Origin of the sequence: Halobacteriovorax sp. ZH5_bin.2, from assembly GCF_043196375.1 — a bacterium.
GTDB lineage: Bacteria > Bdellovibrionota > Bacteriovoracia > Bacteriovoracales > Bacteriovoracaceae > Halobacteriovorax_A.
The window spans coordinates 227,801-250,863 of the sequence record NZ_JBEBMJ010000004.1 but is presented as its reverse complement, the minus strand read 5'-3'; the positions used below and the strand labels follow the sequence as shown (position 1 = coordinate 250,863).

At 30.1% G+C, this 23,063-nt stretch carries 19 protein-coding genes; 13 read left to right on the top strand and 6 right to left on the bottom strand.

Going from position 1 to position 23,063, the window contains the following annotated elements; all coding sequences use genetic code 11:
* Nucleotides 1–6 precede the first annotated feature (6 nt).
* Nucleotides 7–1,179: an O-antigen ligase family protein gene (locus tag ABMA76_RS12045; protein WP_393061739.1), complete on the bottom strand. Its 1,173-nt coding sequence runs from the start codon at nt 1,177–1,179 to the stop codon at nt 7–9.
* A gap of 427 nt (nt 1,180–1,606) precedes the next feature.
* Between ABMA76_RS12045 and atpB the strand changes: the two genes are divergently transcribed.
* The 5 genes from atpB (at nt 1,607) to ABMA76_RS12020 (ending at nt 7,325) form a co-directional block, all read left to right on the top strand.
* The gene (gene atpB / locus ABMA76_RS12040) at nt 1,607–2,410 is read left to right on the top strand and encodes a F0F1 ATP synthase subunit A (protein ID WP_392861376.1); all 804 of its coding nucleotides are present in this window, start codon (nt 1,607–1,609) and stop codon (nt 2,408–2,410) included.
* Nucleotides 2,411–2,476: 66 nt separating this feature from the next.
* Nucleotides 2,477–2,701 (top strand): ATP synthase F0 subunit C, encoded by a 225-nt coding sequence (locus tag ABMA76_RS12035; protein ID WP_021267602.1) that lies wholly within the window; start codon nt 2,477–2,479, stop codon nt 2,699–2,701.
* Nucleotides 2,702–2,807: 106 nt separating this feature from the next.
* The gene (locus tag ABMA76_RS12030; protein WP_393061737.1) at nt 2,808–4,109 is read left to right on the top strand and encodes a flippase; all 1,302 of its coding nucleotides are present in this window, start codon (nt 2,808–2,810) and stop codon (nt 4,107–4,109) included.
* A 1-nt stretch (nt 4,110) separates the two neighbouring features.
* A complete protein-coding gene (locus tag ABMA76_RS12025) occupies nt 4,111–6,030 on the top strand; it encodes an acyltransferase family protein (protein WP_393061735.1) in 1,920 nt (639 codons plus the stop codon).
* 11 nt (nt 6,031–6,041) lie between these two features.
* Nucleotides 6,042–7,325, top strand: coding sequence for a hypothetical protein (locus tag ABMA76_RS12020; RefSeq protein ID WP_393061733.1), 1,284 nt, complete (start codon nt 6,042–6,044; stop codon nt 7,323–7,325).
* Here ABMA76_RS12020 and ABMA76_RS12015 read toward each other — a convergent pair.
* Complete coding sequence (locus ABMA76_RS12015; RefSeq protein WP_393061731.1) at nt 7,262–8,254, bottom strand: NAD-dependent epimerase/dehydratase family protein; 993 nt, start codon at nt 8,252–8,254, stop codon at nt 7,262–7,264. The two genes, ABMA76_RS12020 and ABMA76_RS12015, sit on opposite strands and share 64 nt — an antisense overlap.
* Nucleotides 8,254–9,513: a nucleotide sugar dehydrogenase gene (locus tag ABMA76_RS12010; RefSeq protein ID WP_393061729.1), complete on the bottom strand. Its 1,260-nt coding sequence runs from the start codon at nt 9,511–9,513 to the stop codon at nt 8,254–8,256. The genes ABMA76_RS12015 and ABMA76_RS12010 overlap by 1 nt, the downstream gene beginning before the upstream one ends.
* A 54-nt stretch (nt 9,514–9,567) precedes the next feature.
* Between ABMA76_RS12010 and ABMA76_RS12005 the strand changes: the two genes are divergently transcribed.
* Nucleotides 9,568–10,668, top strand: a complete 1,101-nt coding sequence (locus tag ABMA76_RS12005) for a glycosyltransferase family 4 protein (RefSeq protein ID WP_393061727.1) — start codon at nt 9,568–9,570, stop codon at nt 10,666–10,668.
* On the opposite strand, the gene ABMA76_RS12000 is transcribed toward ABMA76_RS12005, so the two are convergent.
* A complete protein-coding gene (locus ABMA76_RS12000) occupies nt 10,665–11,714 on the bottom strand; it encodes an MraY family glycosyltransferase (protein WP_393061725.1) in 1,050 nt (349 codons plus the stop codon). The two genes, ABMA76_RS12005 and ABMA76_RS12000, sit on opposite strands and share 4 nt — an antisense overlap.
* 2 nt (nt 11,715–11,716) lie before the next feature.
* Nucleotides 11,717–12,700, bottom strand: a complete 984-nt coding sequence (locus ABMA76_RS11995) for an EpsG family protein (RefSeq protein ID WP_393061723.1) — start codon at nt 12,698–12,700, stop codon at nt 11,717–11,719.
* A 77-nt stretch (nt 12,701–12,777) separates the two neighbouring features.
* On the opposite strand from ABMA76_RS11995, the gene ABMA76_RS11990 reads away from it, so the two are divergent.
* From ABMA76_RS11990 to ABMA76_RS11970, 5 genes are read left to right on the top strand one after another with little or no spacing between them, the layout of a single operon-like run.
* Nucleotides 12,778–14,070, top strand: coding sequence for a sugar transferase (locus ABMA76_RS11990; protein ID WP_393061721.1), 1,293 nt, complete (start codon nt 12,778–12,780; stop codon nt 14,068–14,070).
* 16 nt (nt 14,071–14,086) lie between these two features.
* Nucleotides 14,087–16,321, top strand: a complete 2,235-nt coding sequence (wecB, locus tag ABMA76_RS11985) for a non-hydrolyzing UDP-N-acetylglucosamine 2-epimerase (protein ID WP_393061719.1) — start codon at nt 14,087–14,089, stop codon at nt 16,319–16,321.
* 10 nt (nt 16,322–16,331) lie between these two features.
* Nucleotides 16,332–16,913 carry an acyltransferase gene (locus ABMA76_RS11980; RefSeq protein WP_393061717.1) on the top strand — a complete coding sequence of 194 codons (582 nt, stop codon included), beginning with the start codon at nt 16,332–16,334 and terminating at the stop codon, nt 16,911–16,913.
* Complete coding sequence (gene wecB / locus ABMA76_RS11975; RefSeq protein ID WP_393061715.1) at nt 16,906–18,003, top strand: non-hydrolyzing UDP-N-acetylglucosamine 2-epimerase; 1,098 nt, start codon at nt 16,906–16,908, stop codon at nt 18,001–18,003. Before ABMA76_RS11980 ends, wecB (ABMA76_RS11975) begins: the two co-directional genes overlap by 8 nt.
* Nucleotides 17,993–19,156: a glycosyltransferase gene (locus ABMA76_RS11970; RefSeq protein ID WP_393061713.1), complete on the top strand. Its 1,164-nt coding sequence runs from the start codon at nt 17,993–17,995 to the stop codon at nt 19,154–19,156. The genes wecB (ABMA76_RS11975) and ABMA76_RS11970 overlap by 11 nt, the downstream gene beginning before the upstream one ends.
* Nucleotides 19,157–19,160: 4 nt before the next feature.
* Here the strand turns inward: ABMA76_RS11970 and ABMA76_RS11965 are convergent, their stop codons facing one another.
* Entirely contained in the window at nt 19,161–20,495 is a 1,335-nt protein-coding gene (locus ABMA76_RS11965; protein WP_393061711.1) for a polysaccharide biosynthesis C-terminal domain-containing protein, read from the bottom strand.
* Between the two features lie 128 nt (nt 20,496–20,623).
* On the opposite strand from ABMA76_RS11965, the gene ABMA76_RS11960 reads away from it, so the two are divergent.
* Complete coding sequence (locus ABMA76_RS11960; RefSeq protein WP_393061709.1) at nt 20,624–22,207, top strand: hypothetical protein; 1,584 nt, start codon at nt 20,624–20,626, stop codon at nt 22,205–22,207.
* Nucleotides 22,185–23,063 (top strand): class I SAM-dependent methyltransferase, encoded by an 879-nt coding sequence (locus ABMA76_RS11955; protein ID WP_393061707.1) that lies wholly within the window; start codon nt 22,185–22,187, stop codon nt 23,061–23,063. Before ABMA76_RS11960 ends, ABMA76_RS11955 begins: the two co-directional genes overlap by 23 nt.

Genomic DNA, 23,063 nt, shown 5'->3' with positions numbered 1-23,063 from the left:
TTATAATTAGGTATTTTCTCTTTTTACGTAAAGCATTCCGTAGAGTACAAATATAATTGAAACGACTGAGCTCATGTAAAATGGTGTGTCAGTCATACAAATTGCAAGAAATGTCGCAAGTCCTGGTAGTGAAAATAAGTAGATATCTCGATAACCAGTTAAGTAAGTAAAAAACCAGCTTCCAAAAAATAATAAGAATGAGAGACCACCAAATGTTCCAGCTAGTGCAAATGCATCTAGGTATTGGTTATGTGAGTGATAGGCACAGAACCTTGGTTTGAGATCATATTTTTCTTGGATTTCCTGACAACCTTTTTTGTAATTATATAATCCGTATCCAAGCACAGGTTTATTTAGATACATATAAGCAGCGGATTTGAACATTACGATTCTTTGGCTGTCGCTACCTGAGCCTGGACGAAATCTATAAAATCGTAAATTTGGTTGAGCAAAAATTATGTATGCAACTAGAGAAGCTAAAGCAGCTCCTAGAAGTAATAGAGCGGTGAAGATTCGCTTATTCGTATAATAAAAGACGAAAGGAAGACCTGCAACAAATGCAAGAACAGCTCCACGTGTTAAAGTAAAGTACAATCCTACTAAATTACAAACTAATGAAATAATTAATAATTTGTAATTAATATATTTACTAAATTTTTTATAATGAACAAGTGCCGCAACAGATATAATACAAATTATTGCGTTAGTGTATGAGTAGTACATAATACCGAGGAAGGCACCTTTATTTCTATAGTATGTATCAACTTTAAGTTTTAAAATATTGTAATCAAAGATAACGGTCAAAATTCCTACTACAGAACTTATTGCAGTAAGAGTTAAAAACCAAAAAATAATTTTCTTAATCCACTTATCTGTAATTTTAGGACCATATTGATAAAAACTAGCCGCTAAAAAAAGTGGTGGTAGATAGTATTTTATTTTATTTAAACTACCAGCATCACTAAAAATAACTGATGCAATGAATGAAAGGACAAGTGAAACTAAAAATATATGTTTCTTATCTTTAAAGACTTCTTTGTAAGACTGTTTTGATGTGTAGAAAGCTAAAACTGCAAAAAGCAACATACCAATAGCAACAAAAGCCTTGTGAAAAATTGTCATTACTAAATAAAAGAAAATGGCCCAAGCAAACAAATTGAGCTTTCTTGATTCTGTCATAGATATTCCTGTCAAAAGTATTTGAAATCAACGCAAATTATAGTAACAATGCAGCCATGTTTAAAGAACTTCTTAATAAAATCGATTTCATTCGATATTTTCTGTTGTCACTTCCTATGGCACTTGTATGTCTATATTTATTGACTCCAGGAAAGGAATGGATAGCGTTCGCTGTTTGCTATGCGGCTACTGTAATATATTTAGTGATGTTTTGGATGGCCGTGGATGAGCTGATAAAGCCACATCGCGTTGATGGATATAAGGCCAATGGAAAGTATCTAGCGTTTTTATTTATAGGAAAGCTTGTTATTTTAATCGGGTCCCTATTATTTGGTGTACAAATACTTCAAAGTAAGATAATTATACCGGTAATAAATTATTTCTTAAATATATTTGTGCTGGGTGTCAGCATCAAAAAGGACTAATAATGAAAAAAATAGCCCTTCTTTTAACTACTTTATTAGCAACAAATGCACATGCAGCAGGTGGTTTCCTTTGGTTAGGTGAACTTTCACATGCTCTTCACTTAGGTTATGTAGATCACATCTTCACTAAGTCTTTCGTTGCAATCATCATTTTACTTGTAGCACTTCTTTATAGAATGCGTGTTTCTAAAATGACTCTAGATGAGACAGTAGTTCCAGATAGAGGAATTTCTTTAAGAAACATCGTTGAGATGTATGGATCATTTATCTACACTCAATGTCGTGCAGTTCTTGGTGAAGATGATGCACCAAAATACTTCAAGTTCATTTCGTTCCTATTTATTACAATTTTCTTAGCGAACGTTATCGGTCTTGTTCCTGGTTTCTTACCACCAACTGAATACATCAACACAACTCTTGCTCTTGGTGTACTTTCATTTGTTTATTACAACATCAAAGGTTGTAAAGAACTTGGTACAATGAACTACCTTGCACACTTTGCAGGTCCACTTTGGTACATGGCAATCTTAATTTTCCCAATTGAGATTCTTTCAAACTTTATTCGTCCACTATCTCTAGCACTACGTCTTAGAGGTAACATGATGGGTGACCACCACGTACTTACAACTTTCCTTAACCTTGAAATTCTTGGTGTGAACGTTGGTATGTTTGGTGCTGCTATTCCATTCTACTTACTTGGGCTTCTAGTTTGTTTTATTCAAGCTTACGTATTTACAATGTTATCAATGGTTTATATTAGTCTTGCAACTGCTCACCACGATCATGATGAGCACCACGCACACTAATTAAAACTTAAACTTAATAATTTAACTGTTACTTGATCAAAGTAACTAACGTTTTAGGAGACTATTATGGAAAACACTCAAGCAATTAAGTACATCGCGTATTTCTTAGCAATGGCTATCGCTGCATACGGTGGTACTGCTGCACAATCAAGAGCTGCATCTGTTGCTCTAGAAGGTATCGCAAGAAACCCATCTGCTGCTGACAAGATTCAAACTCCAATGATCCTTGGTCTAGCACTTATGGAATCACTTGTAATTTTCGTACTTATCTCAGTATTCCTTGCTGGTTAATTCGAAAATCTAAAATTGATTTTAATGAGGGCCTCGCTTTTGCGAGGCCTTTTTTATTTATACTAATCAAACGTAAATTCTTATTTTTTATGATAAATTATTAAGTATGTTAAAGGGAAATACTCTAAAATATATTAAAAACACCAGTTGGATGTTATCTGAAAAAATAGTTAGGTTATTGGGTGCAATATTTATCACAGCATGGGTTGCAAGATATTTAGGTCCTAGTGAATTTGGTATTCTTAGTTATGCACAAAGCTATGTTTTAGCTCTTACAGCTTTTACAATTTTAGGTCTAGATGAACTTTTGGTTAGGGATTTGGCTGAAGAAAAATACTCAGCATCTGAAATATTAATAAATAGTTTTATTCTTAGGTTGTTAGTTTCTCTCATATTCTATTTTGTTCTTATTCTTCTTGTTGGCTATACAGAGACAAATTTTCTCAATAAAGATTTGATATATATAATAGGGCTTAGTATTTTATTTAAGCCATTTGATGTCATTAGGTACTTTTTAGAAAGTCGTATGAGAGGTAGAGATATAGCTCTTATTGGGACGTTTTCTATTATAATAGCGTCTGTACTTAAAATTTTAGCAGTTTTTTATAAAAGAGATATATATGTATTTGCTTATATAACTTTAGTTGAGCATGCTTTTTTAGCTACTTTATATATTTTCGCTATCTTTAAATATAAACCAATAATTAAGACAAACTATTTTAATATATATCTTATTAAAAAATATTTTCGATCAGGACTACCTTTGTCGCTTACATTTGTAGCTTTTACTTTGTATATGCGAATTGATCAGTTGATGATTGAAAAAATGTTAAATTCTTATGAGTTAGGTATTTACTCTGTAGCTGTTAAACTAAGTAGTACTTGGTACTTTGTACCAACAATCATTGCAGCCTCTTTATTTCCTATTTTATTAAAGGCTCAGAGTGCTAAAGAGATCTTTAACTATAAATTAGTTCTTTCAGCTTCAAATTGGTTGATGATTTGTATGGCCTTATTTATGTCTTTATTTGGTGAAAAAATTATTTTAGGGCTGTTTGGTACTGACTACGTTAGAAGTGCACTTATTCTTAGTATACATATATGGAGTGGTGTTTTTATTTCAATGAATGTTATATCAGGTAAGTATTATATAACTAAAAACATGTTTGGTTTTTTATTACTGAGAACTGTTGTCGGGCTAGTTATAAATATAGTTTTAAACTCATTTTTTATAACTAGTTTTGGTATTATTGGCGCTGCTTATTCTACATTAATAAGCTTTTTTGTTGCAGCTTTACTGATAGACCTCACACATAAAGATAGTAAGGTTATGTTTAGTACAAAGCTGTCATCCTTATCTCCATTTGTGATTATTAATTATCTAAAATTTAAAATTAAAAAGGCATAATATGACTTTTAGAAAAGACATTAATGCATTACGTGCAATTGCAGTAATAGGTGTAGTTTTATTTCACTTTTTTCCAAATTTAGTTCCAGGTGGTTTTGCTGGTGTTGATGTTTTCTTCGTTATCTCTGGATACTTAATGACAGAGATTATTTTTAAAAAGCTTGAAGAAGATAACTTTAGCTTTGTTGAATTTTATTTCGCAAGATTTTCGAGAATTGTTCCTGCTTTACTAACTCTATGCTTCTTCTTGCTTATTATAAGTTGGTTTTTTCTAGTACCTCTTGATTATAGAACATTATCCAAACACGTAATTAGCAGTATTACATTTATTTCAAATATTATTTATTATAAAGAGTCAGGTTACTTTGATAGCGCTTCTTTAGAAAAATGGTTACTTCATACATGGTCTTTATCTGTAGAATGGCAATTCTACTTAATATATCCTATATTTATTTTAACCACACACAAGGTATTTTCAAAAGATTCATTAAAAAGAGTATTTTTAGTGACTATTTTATTAGGGATATTATTTAGTACTTATCTTACTTACACATCACCATCTAAAGCTTATTACTATATTTCATCACGATTTTGGCAAATGCAAATTGGATCAATTTTATATTTATATAAATTTGAATTTAGTAATAGAAGAAAACACTTTTTATTCTGTTTAGGGATACTAGGGATAGTGTTATCTTACTTTATTTTTGATGAGAGAAGTAGATGGCCAGGTATATATTCATTACTTCCAATTTCTGGTTCATTATTGTTCTTATACGCAAATATTCAGAATAATAAATTTTTAAATTCGTATCTTATACAGAAGATAGGTACTTATTCTTATTCGATCTATCTATGGCATTGGCCATTTGTTGTCGCACTTTATTATTTTAATAACGACAGTTTAATTATTAGTATTGTCGCATTATTATGTTCTATAATTTTTTCTTTGATAAGTTTTCATATGATCGAAAGTAAATTTCGAACAAAGAAATCTAATAGTATTCTTCGTAATCTAAAATCTAAACCAATATATATTTTTATTTCTATACTTGCTTTTTCTTCTGTAATTTATAAAAAAAATGGATTTGAAAATAGATTTGAAAAATTAGAGTTTTTTGATCAATTAGTTATGCCTTTAAAGGAGCATGGTTATTGTTTCAACTCTGCATTTGATAATAATTTTAAATTAGATAAAAAATACGGAACTAGTTGTTATCTAGGTTCTAAAATCAAAGATTCTAATATTATGTTATTTGGTGACTCTTTCGCGGCCCATATGGAACCATTTTTTGATAAATTGTTAAAGAAGCAAGGTTTATCTATATTATCTGTTACGACAAATTGGTGTACAGCTTCTTTTAATGACGATTTTAATGGTAAAAAATCAAATGTGTCATTTGATCAATGCTTATTAAATAGAGAGTTTTTAAAGGATAATTATAAAAAATTTAAGAGTATAATTTTTGCTGGATCGTGGGGAGATTCTCTAAAAGAAGACAATTTAGAAAATACTCTTAAGGTTATTAAGCAAATAGCTAAGAGTGATGTAAATGTTTTTATAATACAAACGCCGTATCGTTATCAAAAAAGTCCTCTTGTTGATTTTTATCGTTCATATTACTTTAGTCGATTTTTTAAATTTGATGTCAGTCGAATAGGTGCTAATGATTATTTAAACAATAAAGCTAATTCTATTCTCAGTTCTTTCGCGAAAAAATATAAAAACGTATATATGGTAAAAAGAGAGGATATGTTTAATGAAAGTAATACTTTTGAATTCAAAGGTTATATTCTTCCTTATACATTTGATGGCAAGCATTTATCACTTTTAGGATCATTGAAAGCTAGTGATACATTTGAGAATTCTGGTTTTTATGAACAATTTTTAAATCTATTGAAGAAGCGTAAGTCAGACTGAGGGCGTAAATTATGAAAGAGAAGAGTTTAACTAAGTATTTCTTGTTCTATTATTCATTTTCTCTTTTTATATGGTTTTTTATTACAAATATTGCTACAAAGTTTGCTCCAGGTCATTTTAATAAAAAAATACCTAGTGTTAGTGTCGATACTCTGGCTTTTGTAAAAAATGCTTGTTCGGCATCTTCTCTTTCAGAGATAAGAACATATCTATTGCCTGAAATGTTTTATTATTTTAGTACTAAGATAATTGGATGTAATATTCTTTTTACGGGGATTTTTTCGAATTTAATTTTTACATTCTCTATGTTTTTACTCATTTTATCTTTCGATAAGTTTTTAAAATTTAAGTACACATATCTATCATTATTTTTAATTACAATCTTACCGACTATAATAATGTGGTCACAATATGTTCATAACGAATTATTTATTCTTTTTGGTTTTTCTCTTCTCTCATTTGGCTTATCAAAACTTTCACTACGAAGTAATACATTAACTGAGAATCTAGTAAATATATTACTAATTGTTTTAAGTTTAGCTATAGTTATTTATACAAAATTTTACAGTTCTTATTTTCTATTATTTTACTTTTCTTTTTTTTGCTTACTAGCAATTATACATAAAGAAAAAGAATTACTGATAAAATCTATAGTAATGTTGTCATTAGTTTTCTCTTTTTATCTTTATATTAAATTGAATGACAAAGGTAATGATTTAAGTGAAAGAATAACAAGTAATGGCACTGAAACTATTACAATGGAGAAAGGTAGAAAAAACTATAATATTAAGTTTGTATTTAATAAAAAGAACTTTGATCCTATTACGAAAAAAACTTTAATTGCACGAAGCTATTCATCAAGATGGCTCAATGGAAATACTAATATCGATCAATATCAATACTTTAATTCTTATCTTGATATTTTAATGTACGTTCCTAAAATTCTCTATTGGTCATTTTTCAGTTTTATTGATGACAATGTTAATATATCTAAATTTAAAAAAATGATAATTAATGTTGAAGCTATATTGGTTTCTATTGCAGTTTTCGGATCGTTAGTATCACTATTAGTTTGTAAATTTAAAAGGATTATTATACTGCCAATATATCCAATTATCATGGTTTTATTTTTTAGTGTGATTAATCTCGGAACTTTTTTTAGATTTAGGGGTCCATATATAATTCCAATATTAGTAATTGGGTATTCACTAATATTGGAATATTTTATTACTTATTTAAAGAAACTTAAAACTGTACGTTCAATACCTTCATTAACAAGAACTTTTGGTGAGTAATTAAGGAGGTTCTTTGCTTTTGCTACATTCGCTAGAGAATGTTTAATATCGCCTTTCCTAAAATCAACATATTTGGCCTTAGGTGTTTTGAATTCCTTTTTGATATTTGATAATGATTTAGTTATGTAATCATAAAGCTCAGTTAATGATGTTTGTTGCTCGCAGGCTACATTGAAGACTTCTCCATATGCTTTTGAATTGTCTGTAATTGAAGCCAAGATGTTAGCTTGAACAGCATTATCTACAAAACAAAAGTCTCTTGATGTTGTTCCGTCTCCATTAATTGTCGGTGCTTCTCCTGTTAAAAGTTCACCAATCCATCTAGGTATTACTGCTGCATATGCACCTTCTGGATTTTGTCTTGGACCAAAAACGTTAAAATATCTCAATCCAATAATCTCCATGTTATAAGCAGAACTATAGGCATCAGCATATACTTCATTTATGGCCTTAGTTGCTGCATAAGGCGATAGTACTTTTCCAGTATTTTGTTCGATTTTGGGTAAAGTTGGACTATCTCCGTATACAGAACTGCTTGAAGCATAAACAATTCTTTGAATTTTATTTGCTCTTGCGGCTTCTAATATTGAAATAAATCCATTTACATTATTCTCATGCGAGTTTATTGGTTCAAGGATACTTCTTGGGACGGAACCTAAGGCCGCTTGGTGAATAATTTTGTCACATCCATTAGACAGTTCGATCATTTTATCTGTGTCACATATGTTAGCATTAACAAATGTAAATTTAGATTGAGGATACTTAGCAGCTTGATCTTTTAAGTAGTCTATATTCGACTGAAGACCAGTTAAAAAATTATCAATAGCAATGACCTCTTGATTGTTCTTTATTAGAAAATCACAAATGTGAGAAGCAATAAAACCTGCTGCCCCTGTAACGAACCATTTATATTTTGTATCTAATTTCATTAAAGACTCCAATAAATACCTTTATGTATATTCTTTAAAAAATTCTTTACATCAATGACAATAGAATTATCATCAATTAGTTTATTTAGTTTTTCAGCGGTGTATGTATTGTGGGATACGGCACCGATCACTACTTTGGACTTTTTTAAATTTTCAAAACCTTTTTCAATCTTTATTCCATACTCTTTCATCGCATCTTCCGGAGATGCTTCCGGCTCATGCACTTGTACTTCTACACCGTAGGCTTTTAACTCTGTAATAATATCTACGACTTTCGAGTTTCTTAAATCGGGACAGTTTTCTTTAAAGGTTAGACCTAGAATAGTAATAACTTCATTAGATGGATTTAAGTTATTTTGTATCATTAGTTTAATTGTTTTTTCAGCAATAAACTTAGGAATATAGTCATTTATTTTACGACCACTTAAAATGACTTCTGGGTGATAGCCTAACTCTTGTGCTTTGTGTGTAAGGTAATATGGGTCAACACCAATACAGTGTCCACCAACAAGGCCAGGTCTGAAATTTAAAAAATTCCATTTTGTACCAGCCGCCTCTAATACCTCTATAGTGTTAATATCCATCTTTTCAAAAATAACTGAAAGTTCATTTACTAGTGCTATATTTACATCACGTTGTGTATTCTCGATTACTTTTGCAGCTTCTGCTACTTTAATAGATGATGCTTTGTATACGCCGGCTTCGACGACAGATGAATATGTCTCAGCTATAATATCTAATGAATCTGTACAACATCCAGATACAACTTTAGTAATCTTTGTAAATGTATGCTCCTTATCTCCTGGATTGATTCTTTCGGGAGAATAGCCTACCCAAAAATCTTTGCCATGTTTTAAACCTGATATCTTCTCTAGAATTGGAATACAAATATCTTCAGTAACACCTGGGTAGACTGTCGATTCATAAACCACAATGTCACCTTTTTTGAGCGCTTTACCAACTGAGTTACTTGCACCTATTACAGGTTTAAGATTTGGTTTTTTAGCATTATCAATTGGAGTAGGTACAGCAACAATATGAAAATCAGCTTGTTTTAATTCTTCTAGATTAGATGTAAACTTAATATCTAGATTAGGGAAGTCTTCGAAGTTTATTTCATTAGTAGAGTCAAATCGACTATTTAATTCTGATATCCTTGCTTCGTTAATATCAAAACCAATCACGTTTGTTTTTGTTGCAAAATTTACTGCTACAGGGAGGCCGACGTAGCCAAGACCAATTACTGAAATATTTCTCATTTTGAACCTTTAAATGTATAAAATTATAAAGAATTTTAAAGGAAAAGAGGTCTTGTGTCTAACGTAATAGCTTTATGTGCAACTGATATGTGGTATTTACGAAATTTTCGATTAAAACTTATTCAGGTATTACAAGATGAATATGATCAAGTAGTTTTGATTGCTGGATATGATGGGAATGAAAAGTTTTTATCAGAGATTTCGAAAAAAGTTATAGTCGTCAATTCAAATTTAGATAGAAAATCTACAGGGATTTTCAATAATCTAGTTCTTATTAATAAGTATAGGAATATTTTCAATAAATATAACCCTACAAGGGTTATTAACTTCACAATAAAGCCAAATGTGTTTTCTGGTTTTGTTTGTTGGTTACAAGGTCGTGAATTTATCAATAATGTTACAGGACTTGGAACAGCTTTCTTATCGAGTAAATTGTTGCAATTTGTTGTGCTTTTCATGTTTAAATTTATATTTCCTAAAGCAAAATATATAGTTTTTCAAAATAGTGATGATATGGATCTTATTTCGAGATATTTACAACCTTCAAACTTTAGATTGATAGAAGGTAGTGGAATTGATCCTGAATTTTTTATTCCAATAAAAGAATATAATCAGCGAGAGTATGATTTTGTTTTTATTGGCAGGTTAATTAAGGATAAGGGAGTAAGAGAATTTCTAGAAGCCTCAGAAAAAATATTATTAGAATATCCCGATCTTAATATAAATGTTGTTGGAGATATCGATTTAAATAATTCGTCATCATTAAGTGAAGAAGAATTTTTAAATTATAGCAATAATACAAGTATACATATGATGGGATTTTCAAACTTTGTGAAGAATATACTTGAAAACACAAAATGTGTCGTATTGCCTTCTTATAGGGAGGGTTTGTCTAGAGTACTTTTAGAAGCTGCTTCAATGGAGTGCTTCTTAATTGCAAGTAACGTTCCAGGTTGCACTCAAGTGCTATCAAATGAGAATGGTCTTCTTTGTGTAGCGAGAGATTCAGACTCTTTATACGAGAAAATGAAAGAATATATTCAAATGAACCTAGACGAGCAGGAGTCTTATGCTAAGAGGGGTAGAGTCCTTGTTAAGAATAGGTTTTCAGTAAGTAGTGTAAACTCTAATTTAATTGCACTATTGAAATCTTAATGGCTTTTTCTAATCTTAGAAGTTGAGAATAATCCTAGTATACCGAATGACAGTAAGAACAGTAATGGTATCGTCACTTTTCCTGTAATCTGATTTAAGAAAAATGAAATAACTATTACCGCACTATTTATAATGAAAAGAATTATAGAAGCTGTTACGTGTGAGAAGCCTTTATCAACAATAATGTGATGTATATGATTTCTATCAGGACTAAATGGGCTTCTTCTTTCCATCAATCGACAGCAGAAAACTCTAAGAGTATCTAAAACAGGTATGAATACAAGACTCACCGCCATTGTCGTAGCTGAACGTAATTTAAGTTCTAAACCTGTTGTCTCATGATTAAGTTTTATAAACATTATAATCAAATAAGTTATTGTAAGCCCTATTAAAAGTGATCCAGTATCACCCATAAAAATTTTTGCTGGACTCTTGTTGTAAATTAAAAAGGCCAAGGTAGAACCGATTAAGGCTAATGTAACCGAAGCTTCGGTATATTGATAATTTATAAAAAACCATAGTAGTAAAAATGAGCTTGCAGATATAGTTATTAAACCCGCCAACCAATCAATACCATCAATCAAATTAAAAGCATTAATTAAACTGATAAATAGAAAAATCGTAAAAATATAAGAGAGTATATTTGGGATTTCATTAATACCAAGAACACCATAAAAGCTTTCAACTCGTACATTTGCTGCAAAAATTATTATTAAAGAACAAATAAATTGCACAGCGATTTTTGTCTTTGCTGATACAGGCCTTATGTCATCCTTTAATCCTAGAAAGAAAATAATAAATTGTGTCACGAGCAAAAATTTAATTTCCGTGAGATTTTGGTTTGGGCTAAAGGTTAAACAAGTAAAAAATAGCCCCAGAAAAATTCCTATTCCACCAAATGAAGATACTAAATGTGAGTGTGAGCTCCTTTCATTAATTTCTGTATGTGCTGCCTTGATTTTTGAGATTCTAATCAAATTTGGAATCGCGAAATAGGTAACCAGAAAAGAAGAAAGAAAAAAAAATAAAAGTGTATAATTATCCATATTTATATAAATGGGAAAAATATATTATTATAATCCCATTTCTCTGCATGTTTACCTAAGTGTAGCCATAAAAATAGAAAAAGAAATTGTAAAATTATGAATCCAATTAAGTTTTTATAACTTTTCCTATTATAACCTATCATGCTTAGTGTTAGGGCCAGGGGCTGTGCAAGATAGTGTAAGCTTCTATCAACAATAGTACTATAGCCGAGTAGAAATGATATCGGTATTATTGAGATTATAAAACTCGATATTCCTATTGATATACGCTTTTCCTTATATGAGCTAGATAACTTATAAATGCTCAAACTCAAATATAGATATAGTACACCTCTTAAAATTAGTCCCGTCGATACTCTATCAGAATATTTCATAGGAACATTTAAAATATATGGAATAAATAGGCCCGTTGGAATTAAAACCGATATTAAAATAGTATTCTTTAGACTTAACCTTTTAACTAGTGGATACAATAAGAGAATTAAGCCTATGGCTCCAGAAAGATGGAATAAAGTTGAAACGATTACAAATAATACATATAGAACGTATTTTTGCTCTTTGAAAAACACGAACGCTAATAAAAGCATAGAACTTGCTACAGATTGCCTTAGGTAGCCATGCCCTAGTAAGATAAATCCAAGTACCAGTGAGTAGATTAAAAAATACTCAACTGAGAATGAGCCTTTGTATTTTTTGACTAAAAAAGGAATAGGTGAAATATACAAAAGGGACTGTGTAAATATAAATAATTGAAACGTGTTTTGTTGTAATGGGTTGTAGGAAATCAAAATTTTCCATACAGGTTCTAAGGAAATTGACTTAACGCCGTTAAATATAAGCTTATAACTTTCCCAGTCTGCACTGATATTATTCCTAGTGAAAAATAAAAAGAAAATAGTGGCGAGAAATAGAGTGGGGATAAAATTATATTTCTTCTGTTTAAGATATGCGCTAAGTGTTAATGTCGTTAAGTAGTAATAAAACATATTTGTTAATATAGCTTTGAATCTGTAAATTTACTATATTATCATAAACGAAATTAAAATTTCTGTTAGGACTTAGAGTGCATAATTATTTAACTAGAGCAAAATTTTTCATATTTCTCGATTTTCTTGTATATTATACGTCTCTTGCATTGACTCTTTATTTAAGAGGAGGAAGAGATTTAGCTGATAGGATAATTGAACACTTTGAACAGTTTTCTTTATTATTTTTCTTATGGATAATTCTCAACTATATTGAAGGATTATATTCTTTACGCTCAATTTCAAAAGATGGGCTAGCTGTAAGTGTAATCCGCTCTAGTTTGCTAAATATTGCAATAGGATTTGGATATTTTTATTTAAATCCTTTCACTCACATAAGTCCAAAAACTAACATGATTATTTCAGTATTAGTATCTTCATCGTTTATATACTTATTAAGACGCTTTTTCTTTTTAAGTAATAAAAGAAATTTAGTGGATGTCTTAATAGTTGGTGATGGTTCAGAAGTGACTGAAGTTAAGAACTTTGCGAACTCAAAAAAATATCTTGGCTACAATGTCATTAGTAAAAGAGATATATCTGGAGAAGATTTTGCTAAGTATGATCTGTTCGTAATAGAAGATGATATTAATAAAAAAGATATTCTTAAGGTGTTAAATCAAAGATTTAATGGGAAAGATATTATAAGTAATTCGAAGTTTTGTGAATCTATTATAGGTAAAGTTCCCGTATCTTCACTGGATAGTAGTTGGTTTTATAATAATGAAATTGGAAGACGTGATTATTTATATGAAGCGATTAAATTTGTAGTTGATCGTTTTTCTGCTCTTTTATTGATTTTTATAACAATACCTATTTATGTAATTTTGTTTCCAATTTTACTAATTACTTCAGGTAGACCTTTCTTTTATTCACAGATAAGAACTGGATATAAAAACCGCTCATTTAGAATTTATAAATTACGTACTATGAAAACGGACGCTGAGACATCAGGTGCAAAATGGGCAACTCCTAATGATGATCGTGTAACTCCTATAGGTCGTTTTTTACGTGCTTCTCGATTGGATGAGTTACCTCAATTGTGGAATATATTACGTGGCGATATGAGCTTAATCGGACCTAGGCCTGAAAGACCTGAGATTATTGATTCAAATTTAGAAGGTAAAATTCCATATTATAAATTTAGACATCTTGTTAAACCAGGTGTTACCGGTTGGGCACAAGTAAATTATGGCTATGGTTATAGTGATGATGATTCATTTATAAAGCTACAGTACGATTTATATTATGTTAAAAATAAAAATATTTGGCTTGATTTAAGAATATTTTTAAAAACAGTGAAGACAGTATTAACAGGAATAGGGCACTAAATAAAAGAGAGTAAATATGAAAGTAGGAATAGTAGTTGGCACAAGACCTGAAATCATTAAAATGATGCCCGTGGTAAAAGAAAGTCAAAGAAGGGGAATTGATTTCTTTATTATTCATTCGAATCAACACTATTCTGAAAATATGGATAAAGTATTTTTCGAAGAGTTACAGTTACCAAATCCAAGATATAATCTTAATGTAGGTTCTGGTAAGCACTCAAATATGACCGGTAATATTTTAATAAAAATGGAGCCAATTTTAGAGCAAGAAAAACCTGATGTTGTTTTAGTTCAAGGTGATACAAACACTGTATTAGCAGCAGCACTGGCAGCTTCAAAACTTGGTATAAAAGTGGGACATATAGAAGCAGGATTAAGATCTTATGATAGAACTATGCCTGAAGAGACAAACCGAATTGTAACAGACCATATTTCTGACTATCTTTTTGCCGTCACATCAAAACAAAATGAGATACTATTATCTGAAGGTATATCTAAAAATAAAATACATGTCGTAGGTAATACTGTAGTAGATGCATTAGTATTAAACACTAAAACAGCAAAGAATAATTCAAAAGTTCTTGAGCATCATAATTTAGAATCGAAAAATTATTTTTTGATTACAATACATAGAGCTTCTAACGTAGATCGAAGAGAAAGTTTGGAAGAAGTAATCGATATTTTGAACGTTCTTTCAGAGAAATATTCTAATTATGATTTAGTTTGGCCGATACATCCAAGAACACAAAAATATATTGAAGAATATAATATAGATATAAACTGTAAAATTAAGCTTCTAGATCCCTGTGGATATATTGATTTTATAAAATTACAAAATAATGCAAGATTAATTATCACAGACTCTGGTGGTATCCAAGAAGAAGCTTGTTGTTTAAAAGTTCCATGTATAACGATAAGAAATAATACTGAGAGACCGGAAACACTTGAAGTGGGTTCAAATGTTTTAACAGGTAGAAAAAAAGATGCTGTCTTGTATGGTACCGAAACAATGCTTAAAAGAGAAACTGATTGGTTAAATCCTTTTGGCGAAGGGAATACTTCTAAAAAGATTTTTGATATACTATCTAAAGACTTTGGTTTAAGAGAAAATATAACAAGGGAAGAAAAGGTAACAGTTATAGGACTAGGTTATATGGGACTTCCTATGGCGTCTATTATTGCAAATTCAGGTTTTCAAGTAACAGGTGTTGACTTAAATGAATCTAAAATTGAAACTGTTAATAATGGCATGTGTCCTTTTGATGAAAAGGGAATGCCAGAGTTGGTTAAAAAAGCGGTAGACTCAGGTAAGCTTAGAGCTCAATCTGAAATTCCTAAATCAGACATATTTTTACTAAGTCTTCCAACAGATAAAAAGGATAATAAATGTGATCTATCTGTAGTCTTAGCTGTATGTAATCAGCTTAAAGATACTGTTGAAGATGGAAACTTAATAATAATTGAGTCTACAATTAAACCTAATACTATAAAGTCAATAATTGCGCCTATTTTTAAGCACAAAAAAGTACACCTCGCTCATTGTCCAGAAAGAGCCATTCCTGGAAATACTGTATATGAATTAGTTCAAAACGATAGAATTATTGGTGGTTTAACTAGTGAAGCAACAGAACTAACTTATAGTTTTTATTTAAATTTCATAGAAGGTAAAATGTATAAAACAGACTCTTCTACTGCAGAGTGTGCAAAGTTAATGGAAAATACTTTTAGAGATGTAAATATAGCATTGGCAAATGAGTTTGATTATATTCTTGATGAATTAAAGGTTAATACATCTAATGCAATTAGGTTAGCTAATAAGCATCCTAGAGTAAATATACTTACTCCCGGTCCAGGTGTTGGTGGTCACTGTATCGCTATTGATCCTTGGTTTTTAATCGAGGACTCCTCTAAAGCTAAATTAATTCGAAATGCTAGAGAAATTAATGACAAACGACCATATAATGTCGTTGAAAAAGTTCTTAAGAAACTAGCAGGACATAAAAAGATAGGGTTATTTGGAATTGCATATAAGCCTGATGTGGATGATGCAAGGGAAACACCGGCAAAAGTAATTTTTGAAGAGTTAATTAGAAATGGATTTGAAGTACGTTGTAGTGATCCATTTGTAAAAAATTGGGATCATCAAATATTTAGCTCCAGGGAAGTTCTGGAATGGTCTGATATAAATATAATTGTTACAGGACATTCTGAATATAAAGATAAAAGCATTAAAAAATTTATAAGACTATAACGAGATAATTATGAGCAATGAAACTTATATTCACCCTACAGCTATTGTTGAAGAGGGTGCAGAAATTGGGGAGAATACAAAAATTTGGCACTTTTGTCACATTAGAGCTGGAGCTAAGATAGGGGACAATGTTTCGATTGGACGTGATTGTTATGTCGACTCTCAAGTTACGATAGGGTCATATTCAAGAATTCAAAATGGTGTGTCTATATATAATGGTGTAACAATTGATGAATACTGCTTTGTAGGACCACATGTTATTTTTACTAACGACCAAAGTCCTAGAGTATTAAAAAAGGGCTGGGAAATATTAAATACAAAATTAGAGTTAGGTGCATCACTAGGTGCAGGTAGCATTATTAGATGTGGTGTACAACTTGGTCGTTTTACAATGATAGGTGCTGGTTCAGTTGTAACTAAAAATACTAAAGACTTTTCATTACATTTAGGATTACCTTCTGTACAAAAAGGATATGTTTGCGCTTGTGGAGATAGAAGATTAGAAAAAAGTGATAAAGTAGTCTTTGATTGCTGTGTGGAGAAACTTCCGGATCATATGATTGATAAAATTAAAAAGGATATACATGAGTAAAAGTAGAGTTTTAACAATTATTGGTACTAGACCTGAGCTTATCAAGATGTCACCTTTAATTCCATTGTTAGATGAATCGTTTGAGCATATTTTTGTTCATTCTGGTCAACACTACTCAGAAAATATGGATAAGATATTTTTCGATGAATTAGATATCCGTAAACCTGATTATAATTTAAAAGTTAATGAAAAGAATCCTGTTAATCAAGTTTGTTATATTGCTGAAAAATTAGAAGAAATTCTTGTTGATAGAAATATTCAAGGAGTTATTGTGCATGGTGATACTAATACAACACTAGCAGGTGCTATTGCGGCAAAGAAAAGTTCTCTGTCTGATGTTAAATTATTCCATGTTGAAGCAGGATGCCGCTCTTTTAATAAGAAGCAAACAGAAGAGTTAAATAGGATATTAGTTGATTCCGTTAGTGACTTGTTATTTGCTTCAAACAAAAGGGATGAGAATAATCTTTTAGGTGAAGGTCATGATCAAGATACAATACTTGTTACAAGAAATACTGTAATCGACTCATGTACTAGAGCTTCTTCTTTAGTAAACACAGATGAATTGTTGAGTAAATTCAAATTAACTTCAAAGAACTTTGTACTTTTAACTATGCATAGACAAGAAACAGTTGATAATAAGGAGAAGCTGTCATCTATTGTTAAAACTATTGATGAAATTGCTGAAAAACATACTATTATCTTCCCTATTCATCCAAGAACAAAGTTAAATTTAGAAAGATTTGATATTTCCTTCAAGTCTAAAAATATTAAAATAATAGAACCTCAGTCATATTTGTCATTAATTGGACTTATTAAAGAAGCTAAATTTATTTTGACAGATTCTGGTGGTATGCAAGAAGAGGCGGCAGTAATCGCAACACCTGCGATTGTTTTAAGAAATGAGACGGAATATTTAAATTATGTAGAGCAAGGAAAGCTATTTTTGACAGGTGTAGATAAGTATAAAATATTTAACAGTATTGATCGTATTAAAAATAATGAATCTTGTTCTGAAGAATTAGTAATCTCAGATAAGCCTAGTGAATTAATTTGTAACGCTATACTGAGAAAGTTAAATGAAAAATAATATCTGGTTTGTTACTAGAAGTTATCCTCCAACAAAAGGAGGAGGGCCATTTGTTAGAAAACAACAAGTGGAATTCTTAATATCTAAGGGTTACAAAGTAACTGTTTTAACTCAACCACAAGCAGCTGAGATTGATGATACGAATGTCGTTATCATTGATCACATGGTTTCAAGTAGATTGCTTAGGTACATGGAAAGACTATGCCTGTTGTTTGATTACTTATTTCTTTGGTCAAAAAAAGTTGCTGATTATATAATTAATAATGCTCAGGAAGGAGATGTTATTTTTATAACATCTGGTGGCGAGCTTGGCTTTCTTCAAAAGGTACAGTATCTAAAAAAATATAGACCTGACTTAAAAGTTGTAATGAATTACCATGATTTATTAATTTATTCTAGATATCAAGGTCAGAAATCATTTTCACACCCACACCTTCCTATTGATTTCATAGAAAGAAAAAATATTTCCCATGTTGATTATGTGATAACACAGTCTAATAGAATGTCCGAAATATTATCTGAAAAATTCCCAATGTTAAAAAATAAAATTTCTTCGATGTATTTCGGGATACCTGAAATCTATGAACAGAAAAAATCACCTTCTAAGGAGCTAATTAAATTAGTGTATATTGGAACAATGGGGAAACTTCAATCACCAGAAGTCATTCTAGATGCATTGAAAAGTTTACCTGGTAAAATTAGAAAAAAACTTAACATTACTTTTATTGGTGATTTTAAGCAAAATTCACGTATTAAAAACTCAAACTTAGTTGAAAAGATATCGTATATTCCAAGAGAAGAGCTAATTAATAGGTGCGCAAATGAATACGACTATGCGATTGTTACTGCACAGAATATTAGACCGTTAGAGACATTGATGCCTACTAAGTTTTATGAATACCTTGGGATTGGAATACCAGTACTTTCTATTGTTGCAGAAAACTGTGAAATTTCTAATGTTATTGAAAAGTATAATTTTGGTGTTAGTGTCGTTCATGGAAATAAAGAGCAACTTGTTAATGAATTAATCAATATTGTAGAAAAATATGATGTTTCAAATTTTAGGAAATGTGTAATAGAGAATCGAAATCTATTGAGCTCTAATAAAACATTAGAGTTAATGTGTGATGTTATAGAAAATAAATTGAATTAATTCTCTATCTCTTAATTAACGTTATAATATTTTTAAGTCCTTTATTTATATCTAATAAATACAGAAGTATTAAGCCAAAAATAACTATAGCAGTTTTTATCTCTATGATATCAGTAATAGAATACGAGATTGATAATATTAAAACAATCACTGATAAGATGAATCTCTTTGAGAAGATCAGGTTTTTCGATACTTCTCGACTAGATACAGTAATAATTAAAAAATAAACAAGATTTGAAATAATAGTTGTAGTTGCTGCTGCTACTTTTCCAAATTTTGGAATCAATACTATATTAAGAGCAGTATTGCATAGTGCTGAAGCTGTTCCTGCATATGTAATGTTTTTAATTTTTTCTTTATTGAGCAAGTAATAAGTAAATGGTCTATAACTCAAGCCAATAAATGTACTTGCTGTGAGAATTGAAAAAACTAGACCTATATCAGAATATTCATCACTTAATAGATACGGTAGTATTTCAACTCCAATAGTATTAGATAAAAATATCAAAAGTAAAATGAGTGTAATTATATTTTCAAAGTATGCTTTATTATTTTTATTATACTCTTCAATACTTTTACTAATTGCTTGCATCGATATTTTTGCGTTTATTTTTGAAATAGAATCTCCAATAAAATACACACCTTGAGAGAAAACGAAAGCAATACTATATATACCAGTATCACTTACCAATCCAAAATATGTTAAAAGAAATCTATCAGAAAGAGTATTGATCCATCCCGTTGCTATCGTTGGTATCATCGGTATTGAGATTTTAGATAGAAGTTTTAAATAAGCAAATGAAAAATCAAACTTGATCAAATTAAAGTTTTTAAACAACTTAAGAAATAGTGTAACTTGTAATAACTGTTGTGTAATAATTCCAACGACAATAGAATTTACTCCAAGGTCTGAGTACTCTAATAGCCCTAAGGTTGTAAGAAATAAAACAGGAGAAGTGATAATTGATATTTTCGATAAATGCTTTGGTTCTGCTATTGCCTTGATATGTGTATTTGCAAGGTTTATTAACGGAATGGTGATAATTGTGAAAAAGATATAAATATAGCGATATTCAAGTAACTCTAGATCTTTAAAGAAGCTTATATTCAATGCGGCCAGGGTAAAGATAAAAGAAAAGACGATTCCAGAAAATACTAAAAAGAATAGCGCGGTGCTGAGTAGCTTTATACGATCAATACCTTCATCAAAGTAAACCTTGAAATATGCGAGATCAATTGAAACAGATGACACCATTGTGAATAATGGTAAAAATGATTTAACAGTACTAAATTGTCCAAAAGCTTCAGGACTAATATAGTAAGTGTAAATTGGTGCCATTATAATAGTAGAGATATTCGATAACAGAACATTTAATAAGTACCAGCCGCTCTTTCGATATTCCTTGATATTAAACACTCCTGTTGATAATGTAATGCAATATTATCTAATATTCTAAGTATAAAGTCATGAAAAAGCTATTGCTCGTAGACAAAGAGTTTCTGAACAAAATTGATAAAGATCATTATGATTTGATTATTGTTAAATCTGATGAAGGTGACTTTAGCTTTGATAATGTTTCATATGTACATCTACCTAAGTTCTTTATGGAGTCTCATAAGGAAACTAGAGCTCTTGTGAATAATATTCTTGGTGATATAGTTAATACAAGTCCTGAAGTACTTTCTTTTTTCAAGCATAGCGATTCATACTTTTATAATATAGTAAGAGATAATTTGATAATTAAAAACTATAAAAATGATTATAAAATTTATATTTATCAAGCAGATAAATATTTATCTAAAGCCTTTTCTTTTCCTAAGGTTATTGTACTGAATGATAATAGCTTAAGCTATTTTTATATTACAAAGAAGCTTATCTCATTATTTTTTAGATATTCGACAATGTTATTTTCGAAAAAAAGAAACTTTGAAAATATAAAAAGCTTAGCTATTTGTTGGGCAGATAATATAAGCTATTCATACTTTAAAGACCTAGATAGGAAGAATATTGCTTTTTGGCCATATCTGAGTAAAAAAGGTACTTTGTCTTTAAGTAATGCAACCTTAATAAACAAGATGCCTAAGGCAAATTTGAAAGATTTTTATTATTCCTTGAAAAGATTGATATTAACTTATCGAGATATTAAAAAGACACTTAGAAACATTCCTGCAAAATATATATTGAACTCAGTGATATCCATGGAAAAGTGGAGTTTCCCTATTTTAAAACTAGTTGAGCAAAGTAGCATTAAATATATATATGGAAGTTTTGATAGTAATTTTGGAATAGATTACTTAACAAAAGTAGTTAATTTAAATAATGTTAAAACTATTTGTGTACCACATGGAGTGAATTATAAATATAAAGCGTCATATATAAGTTATGGTACAAATTACTATAGCTTGTGGAGTGAAGAACATGAGAAACAGATTCGTAAATCAGTTAATGATCCATATGCTGCAATAACTAAGATTACTGGAAGTTTTGTTTACAAAAACTTGTATGACAAATTTAAAACTAAAAAAACATCAAATAAAATAAATACAATATTAATTATCGGTGAGTACTTTTCTAATGATAAATACTACGGTTCACCTTTTAATGCTTATGATGCTCGACGCTATTTGGGTGGTATAAAAGAGGTTGCTTCTAAGATAGGAGCATCAGTTTCAGTAAGGTGTAGATTAAACGATGGCTATTACGAAGTTTGTAAAGAGCTATTGGATGATAATTTTAAAATTCTTGATAATAATCAATCGATTTTTGAACAATATTTTGAACATGATTTAGTTGTTTCAGTTTTTTCGAATGCTCTACATGAGGCACTTCTTTTAAGACGTAGAGTACTTCAGATCAACTTTTTAGGAGTAGAAAACTATAGAACTTTAAATGAAAATAATATACTCCCATGTGCACATAATGAGTTAGAATTAGAAAAGATTCTGATTGAAAATGTTTTTTTCAATGATTACGGGAGTCATGATAAGATTTACCTAAATAATTGTGAGTATAATTTTTGGAGAGAAGATGAGCTCTTGCTTGATATGTAATAATCAGGAATGGGATAAGTACTATTCTTACAGTGATTATGATTTTTTAATTTGTAAGAAATGTGGTCTTGGTAAATTAAGCCCACAGCCTACAAAGGAATATTTGGATAAATACTATGCTCGAGTTTATAGAAAAAATAATAAAAACGAGCATGTTGAAGATTTTGCATTAAATTATGAGCAAAAACGTGCAGATATTATTATTCCATTTATTAAGAATAATTCTAATAATTTAGAAGTAACTATGGCACTTGATGTTGGATGTAGTACAGGGACTTTGTTATACAATATTAAAAGTCGTTTAAATGCTACAGACTGTGTAGGTATTGAGCTTAATGAAAACTACTTCTCTTATGCAAAGCAAAGAAGTGATCTCAATTTAAATTCTGAACTTTCTCAAAATTGTGCACTTGAAGATGCAGATTTACCTATGGGTTCTTTTGATGTTGTAACTCTTGTTCATGTACTCGAGCATATGCCTAAACCTGAAGAATCATTAGAAATAATTTATGATTTATTAAGTGATGAGGGAGTATTTTACTTAGAAGTACCAGATTTATATACACCATATAGTAATCTCAAGAATAAATATATAGCGCCTTATCACCTCTTTTACTTCAATAATTCTAATCTTAGCTTCTACTTAGAAAAGCTTGGCTTCTCAATAATTGAAAAGAGTAAAGTTAGTAATACGAGTTGTCGATTTTTACTTAAGAAGGCTAAGGAAAATAATAAGAAATTGGAATTAAGTGAAAATTACTACAATGATGTGATCCACTCTCTAAAGAAGTATCGCTTTATAAAATACCCATATATATTTTTCAAGCAGCAGGTTAAAAGGCTTGTTAGGAAATAA